The 6166-nt window shown below is 72.4% G+C and carries 5 protein-coding genes; 2 read left to right on the forward strand and 3 right to left on the reverse strand.

Features of this window, described 5'->3' with window-relative positions:
- Positions 1-94 precede the first annotated feature (94 nt).
- Positions 95-220: a hypothetical protein gene (locus ACWEVN_RS45575; protein WP_452055424.1), complete on the forward strand. Its 126-nt coding sequence runs from the start codon at positions 95-97 to the stop codon at positions 218-220.
- A 152-nt stretch (positions 221-372) separates the two neighbouring features.
- Here the strand turns inward: ACWEVN_RS45575 and ACWEVN_RS45580 are convergent, their stop codons facing one another.
- Positions 373-732 carry an STAS domain-containing protein gene (locus ACWEVN_RS45580; protein WP_449687228.1) on the reverse strand — a complete coding sequence of 120 codons (360 nt, stop codon included), beginning with the start codon at positions 730-732 and terminating at the stop codon, positions 373-375.
- Between the two features lie 112 nt (positions 733-844).
- Here ACWEVN_RS45580 and ACWEVN_RS45585 point away from each other — a divergent pair, with 112 nt between their 5' ends.
- Positions 845-2053 (forward strand): amidohydrolase, encoded by a 1209-nt coding sequence (locus ACWEVN_RS45585; protein ID WP_452055425.1) that lies wholly within the window; start codon positions 845-847, stop codon positions 2051-2053.
- Here the strand turns inward: ACWEVN_RS45585 and ACWEVN_RS45590 are convergent.
- On the reverse strand, positions 2033-4921 hold the full coding sequence (locus ACWEVN_RS45590) for a beta-galactosidase (protein WP_452055426.1): 2889 nt from the start codon (positions 4919-4921) through the stop codon (positions 2033-2035). The genes ACWEVN_RS45585 and ACWEVN_RS45590 overlap by 21 nt on opposite strands.
- Positions 4922-4967: 46 nt before the next feature.
- The gene (locus ACWEVN_RS45595; protein ID WP_452055427.1) at positions 4968-5954 is read right to left on the reverse strand and encodes an arabinan endo-1,5-alpha-L-arabinosidase; all 987 of its coding nucleotides are present in this window, start codon (positions 5952-5954) and stop codon (positions 4968-4970) included.
- Positions 5955-6166: the final 212 nt, after the last annotated feature.

Below are 6166 nucleotides of genomic sequence, written 5' to 3' on the forward strand. Positions count from 1 at the left end.
GCGCTCACGGCCATTCCTGGGGTCCGCACGGCGGCGGAGCTGAGCAAGCCGACGCTCACGGTGCTGCCGGAGCTGGCGGCTCTCCTCCCCGGCGGTGGTGTTTTCGCGGCGCCGGCACGCCGAGGCGCTGGTCCGCCGCGGAGAACCGGGCGACCGGGCGGCGGCGGACCGCGAGTGGGCCGCGGCGGACGAGGAGGCGAAGACGTTCGGCGGGCGGTGAGGTGCTCCGGCGGGGCGTTCCGCCGCTGAATCCTGGGGGCCGCGATGAGCTGCCGAAGCCCGGGAGCGCCGCCGGTCGTCCGTTACCGGGCGATGAGCTGCTCCGGCCGGAGCGTTCCACCGCCGAAGCCCGGGAGCGCCGCCGGTTGTCCGTCACCGGGCGATGAGCTGCTCGGGCCGGCCCTCCATCCGGAACAGCGGGGCGATCGCGGCCCGGTCCAGGGCGCGCCGCACCACCACCGAGCACTTCAGGGCCAGCTCGATGCCCTGCTCCGCACAGCGGGACCGCAGGCGGCCCAGTGACGCCACGCCCGTCACCCCGCAGAACCCCACGCCCAGCAGGTCGACCACCAGCCGCCGGGGAGCCGACGCCACCGCGCGGTCGAGTTCCGCGTCCAGGCGGGGGCGGGTGGCCATGTCGATCTCGCCCGTGACCGTGACCCGCAACGTTCCGGGGCGGGGCTCCGCGGTCGTCGCCGTCAGCAGCATCGCGGGCAGGTCGGGGGCGCTCATCGAGGTGCTCCTTCCACGGGGTTCAGCGTTGGTGATCACCTCTACCCCGCTGCCGCGGCCCCCAAACCGCACCGAAGTGTGTGAAGCTCGGAACCGACTGTGAGGAGCGACGATGCCCGGACTTCTGCTGCGCGACGGCCGTCCCTGGAGAACCGCCGGACCCGCGGACCTCCTCGTCCGCGACGGCGTCATCGCCGCCATCGGCCCCGGTCTCGACACCCAAGACGCCGGGGACGTCGAAGTGGTCGAGCTCGGCGGCCGCCTCGTCCTGCCCGGCCTCGTCGAAGCGCACTGCCACCTCGACAAGACCCTCTACGGCGGACCGTGGCGGCCGCACTCCGCCGGGCCCGCGCTGGCCGACCGGATCGCCGACGAACGCCTCCGCCGCACCGAACTCGGGCTGCCCGATCCCGCCCGCGTCAGCGCGCTGCTGGAAACCATGGCCGCCGCTGGGACCACGCACGTCCGCACGCACACCGACGTCTACGCCGGGACCGGCCTCACCGGGGTCGAGGTCGTCCGCGACGCCGCCGCGCGGCTGGCCGGGCGGATCAGCGTGGAGCAGGTCGCCTTCCCGCAGAGCGGCATCCTCGCCAACCCGGGCACGGCCGCGCTGCTGGAAGAGGCGATCAAGCTCGGCGTGCACGCCGTCGGCGGGATCGACCCGGCCGGGATGGACCGCGATCCGGTCCGCCACCTCGACGTCGTCTTCGGCCTCGCCGAACGCCACGGCGTGCGGATCGACCTGCACCTGCACGACCCCGGCTCGCTCGGCGTGTTCGAGCTCGAGCTGATCATCGACCGGACCCGGGCGGCCGGTCTCGCCGGGCGGGTGACGGTCAGCCACGCCTACGCCCTCGGCCAGGCCGACGCCGCGACGCAGGACCGGCTGGCCGCCGGGCTGGCCGACGCGGGCATCACGATCACCACGGCCGCCGTCTTCGACTTCCCGGTCCCGCCGGTGCAGAAGCTGCGCGCGGCCGGGGTGAACGTGGCCTGCGGGCACGACGACATCCGGGACCTGTGGAGCCCGTACGGCAGCGGCGACCTCCTCGACCGGGCCATGCACCTGGCCTACCGCAGCACCTTCCGCCGCGACGAGGACATCGAAGTCGCCCTGGAAGCCGTCACCTACGGCGGCGCGAAAGCCCTCGGCCTGACCGGCTACGGCCTCGCCGAGGGCGCGCCGGCCGACCTCGTGGTGATCGACGCGGAGACCCCGGCCCACGCCGTCGTGACGCGCCCACCGCGCGAACTGGTCGTCAAGGCGGGCCACATCGTCGCCCGCAGTAAGGCGCTTTCACCGCCGCCAGCCCGGTGACGACACCGGCCGGACCGCGACCCCTCCACGAGCCGTGCCCAGGTCGGTCAGCGCGACCTTCTCCAGGCCGTTGCCCGGGCCGCCGTCGCTGGTCACCGCCAGCGCCAGCGTGTTGCGGCCGTGCGGGTCGAGGATCCCGGCCGGCAGCACGAACGTGTGCTGCGGGCCGACGTCCCCGATGTACTGGCCGACGTTCCAGCCGTTGAGGAACACCAGCACCCGGTAGCGGCCGCCGGAGCGGGGCTTCGCCGGGTCGCCGATCGTCAGGCCCACCGAGGTGTCCTGGTCGCGCGGGATCCGCAACGAGAACGTCGTGCGGTACCACGTCGTCCCCGGATCGGCCGCCGGTGCGGGCACCGCCGCCGGCGGCCACGCGCGGTCCGGGAAGTCCGGCAGGTGCCAGCCGGCGCGTTCGCCCGCGAGCCCGCCGTTGTTCAGCGGGCCGCGCACCGGGTCCGCCGTCCCGCCCTGCAGCTTCCACGCCACCCCGGTCAGCGACGACGAGATCAGCCCCCGGCCCTCCTTGTGCGCATCGTTGACGCCGCCGTCTTCGTTGTGGCCGTTGTTGCGGACCATCACCGACAGCACGTGCGGGCCGTCGCCGCGCAGGCCCTCCGGCACGGTGAACACCGCGGTGCCGGTGGTCGGCGGCGCGGCCAGCGCGGACGGCAGGACGTGCTGGCCGAGGTACTGCCCGTCCAGCCACGCCTGGAGCATCCCGGCGCCCCCGCCGCCGTAGCGGAGGCTGAGCTGCTCCCCCGGCGTCCCGGTGAACCGCCCGCGGTACCAGACGTCGCCGACGCCGAAGCCGTAGTCGTCCGCGGTCAGCACCGGCTGCCCGGCCGGCGGCGGAGTCGTGCTGTTCGTCGTCGTCCGATCCGCCGGCGGCCACGCCGAGTCGTCGTACCACGGCTCGGCCTCCGGGGAGCTGGGGGCCGAGCGCCAGCCGGTGAGCTCGGGCAGGCGCGGGTCGGCCGGTCCCGGCAACGGCCGGAACGCGACCACGCTGCCCGACGCGGTGGGCCGCACCGGCACCGGGGCGCCGTTCCACCACAGCAGCGGACCGCGGGCACCCCACACTTCCAGGTCGCGAGGGGCCTTGGTGTCGCCGGTGAGCACGAACCCGGCGTGGGCGGTCCGCACCAGGTCCGGCCCGCGCACGAGCAGGCCGTCCACCGGCCAGAACGTGTCCGCGGTCGCGTCGTCGGCGAGCAGCAGCGTGACGGCCGGGCGGCCGCCGCCGCTGATCCGGACCCGCGCGAGGCCGTCGTGGCGGTAGTCCAGGCGCAGGTCGTGGCCCGACCAGGTGCTCGTGACGTTCCCGGCGAGGACGTCCACCCGCGGCCGCGTCGCGTACCGCAGCACCGTCTCGCCGTCCTCCCCCGGCCGGCCGTGCAGCAGCACGGTGCCGGCGGCCCGGGCCATCAGCTCCGACGTCGAGTACACCAGGTGCTGGCCCGCGATGTCGAAGTTCGCGACCAGGTACTTGGCGTCCTGCCCGGCCAGCCGCAGCGGAACGGTGTAGTCACCGTCCGATGTGGACAGCGGGAAGGTGAAGGAGTCGTCCGTCGTCGCGTTCGACGGCGAGTGCACCGGCAGGTAGAAGTGCACCCCGGTGTCCGGGTTGACGTTGTGGTAGACCTTCACCGCGGCCGACGACGGCGTCACCGGCGCGGCCCGGTCCAGCTCGGCCAGATCCGGCACAGTGGCCAGGAAGGACCCGATCTCCTTCATGGTCAGCGCCTTCGGCCGCAGCTGCCGTCCTTCGTCGATCGCCGAGCCGTAGTCGTAGGAGCTGTAGACGACCGGCGCCGGGAGCCCGCCCCACGACGTGCCGCCGAAGGTCATGTAGAAGTTCTGCAGCGTCAGGCCGTTCGCCAGGTTGGTGCCGTAGAAGACGCGCTCGTAGCCCGGCCCCTGCCGCACCGCGGTGCACGGGTAGGTGCCGTTGCTGCCCCAGTAGTCGAACCAGCCGCCGCCGAACTCGGCGACGAACCCCGGCGTGTCCGGTGACGCGCTCGCGCCACCCTTCGCCCCGCCCGGCCCGTAGGTCCCCCAGTCCGCGGCCGCATTCGGGTTGCCCGGCGTCGCGTCGGTCCGGCAGGTGCCCCCGGGGTAGCCGTCGAAGGCGTAGAGGTCGACCTTGCCTTCGACGGTGCCCGCCACCCCGGAGCCCGGCGGCACCCAGATGCCGTTGCGGCCCTTGTCGTTGTGGAAGACCGGGACGGTGATGCCGTCGGCGCGCACCTTGTCGTAGAGGTGGGCGATGTAGGTGCGTTGCGCGGTGCCGGTGGCGGCCAGCTCGTTCTCGATCTGGTAAAGGATCACCGGCCCGCGGCCGTCGGTGTACTGGTGCCGGGCGATGATCCGGTCGATCCGCGACAGCCATTCGCCGGACGCGGCGAGGTAGTCGGGCGCGTCGCTGCGGGCCCGGCCGGCCTGGGTGCTCAGCCACGCCGGGAAGCCGCCGCCGGTGACCTCGGCGTTGATGTACGGGCCGGGCCGCGCGATGACGTACAGCCCGGCTTCGGCGGCGAGGTCGAGCACGCGGTCCATGTCCCGGACGCCGGCGAAGTCGTACACCCCCGGCGCCGGCGAGTGGTAGTTCCAGTCGAAGTAGATCGAGACCGCCGTGTAGCCGGTGGCCTTCATCTTCTGCAGCACGTCCCGCCACAGGTCCGGGCTCGGCAGCCGGAACGGGTGGAACTCGCCGGACCAGACGATCTGGCGGCGCCCGTCCAGCATCAGCGAGTACTTGTCGAAGGTGACCTGGTGCTTCGGCGGCGCCGCCGGGACGGCCGAGGCCGGTGCCGTACCAAGTGCGGTTGCCACGAACAGGGTGACGAGCAGGGACAGGAACCGCCGCATGGCTGGACTCTCCGAGTCGGACGGGGTATAGGTCGTTATACGGAAGTCAGTACACGTACGGCCAGCCGGCGTTGTCGTAGCCGATGAGGTTGATGCCGAGCTTGCCCGTCAGCGGCGTCGCGTCCGAGTAGTAGTAGTGGTAGACGAGCACGTCGGCGTCGGAGTCGTGGACGACGGCGACGTGGCCGGGGCCGTGGACCGCGCCGTGGCTCGCCAGGATCTGGGTGCCGCCGCCCGCCGTCATCCGGACGCCGTTGCGATCGGTGTAGGGGCCGGTGATCGACGTCGAGCGGCCGACCATCACGCGGTAGGTGCTCTTGGTGCCCTGGCAGCACAGGTCCCAGGAGACGAACAGGTAGTAGTAGGTGCCGTGCTGGATGATGAACGGTGCTTCCTCGGCCGATGTGCTTCCGGTGCGCTGGGCGATGCTGCGCAATGCGGTGTCGGACGTGCTGCGTTTGCCGGTGACCGGGTCGAGCCGGATCATCTTGATGCCGGTCCACCACGAGCCGAAGCTGAGCCACCAGCGGCCGGAGGAGTCGACGAACAGGTTCGGGTCGATCGCGTTGTAGTCGTTGTTCGTGCTGGTCTGGATGACGATGCCCTGGTTGGTCCAGCTGCCGGGCAGGCCGGTCGTGCTGGTGGCGAGGAAGATCGCCGAGTTGCGGGAGCCGAGCGAGGAAGCGGCGTAGTAGAGGTAGTACTTGCCGTTGTGGAACGAGATGTCCGGTGCCCACAGGTAGCCCGGCTTCGCCGGGTCGGTGAAGGGGGCGGTCCACGGGGCGCCGTTCGGCCAGACCGAGCCGATCTTCGTGAAGTGGATCCGGTCGGTGGAGCGGCGGATCTGCAGGTACTGGTCGGTCGAGTAGAGCAGGTAGCTGCCGTCCGCCGCGCGGATCATCGCCGGGTCGTGCACCGCCTCGATGTCCCCGGTCACGTACCCGGGATCCGGGTAGGTCGCGGCCTGCGCGGCGGGGGCGCTCAGCAGGGCGGCGGCGACGGCGGCGATGGCCGGGAGGCGGCGCAGCTTCATGGGTGTCCTCGGGGTCGGCACTGATCCGGAATGCTGTTAACGCTAACAACGACTGACGGTGAGCATGGTCGGCGGTCACCGGCCGGTGCGTCAAGGGCCGGACGGAGGGTCTCCCCCGCCCGGCCCCGGCGCCGGTGGTTGGGGGTATGGGGGGGGTGATAAACCCCAAAAAAAAAAGAAAAGGGGGGTGAAAGAAAGAGGGAAAAGCGGGG

This window comes from Amycolatopsis sp. NPDC003861, assembly GCF_053605405.1.

What these genes read in the sequence shown, in the direction of transcription:
- ACWEVN_RS45595 (WP_452055427.1), bottom strand. Translation starts at nt 5,954, where the DNA reads ATGAAGCTGCGCCGCCTCCCGGCCATCGCCGCCGTCGCCGCCGCCCTG.
- ACWEVN_RS45585 (WP_452055425.1), top strand. Translation starts at nt 845, where the DNA reads ATGCCCGGACTTCTGCTGCGCGACGGCCGTCCCTGGAGAACCGCCGGA.
- ACWEVN_RS45590 (WP_452055426.1), bottom strand. Translation starts at nt 4,921, where the DNA reads ATGCGGCGGTTCCTGTCCCTGCTCGTCACCCTGTTCGTGGCAACCGCA.
- ACWEVN_RS45580 (WP_449687228.1), bottom strand. Translation starts at nt 732, where the DNA reads ATGAGCGCCCCCGACCTGCCCGCGATGCTGCTGACGGCGACGACCGCG.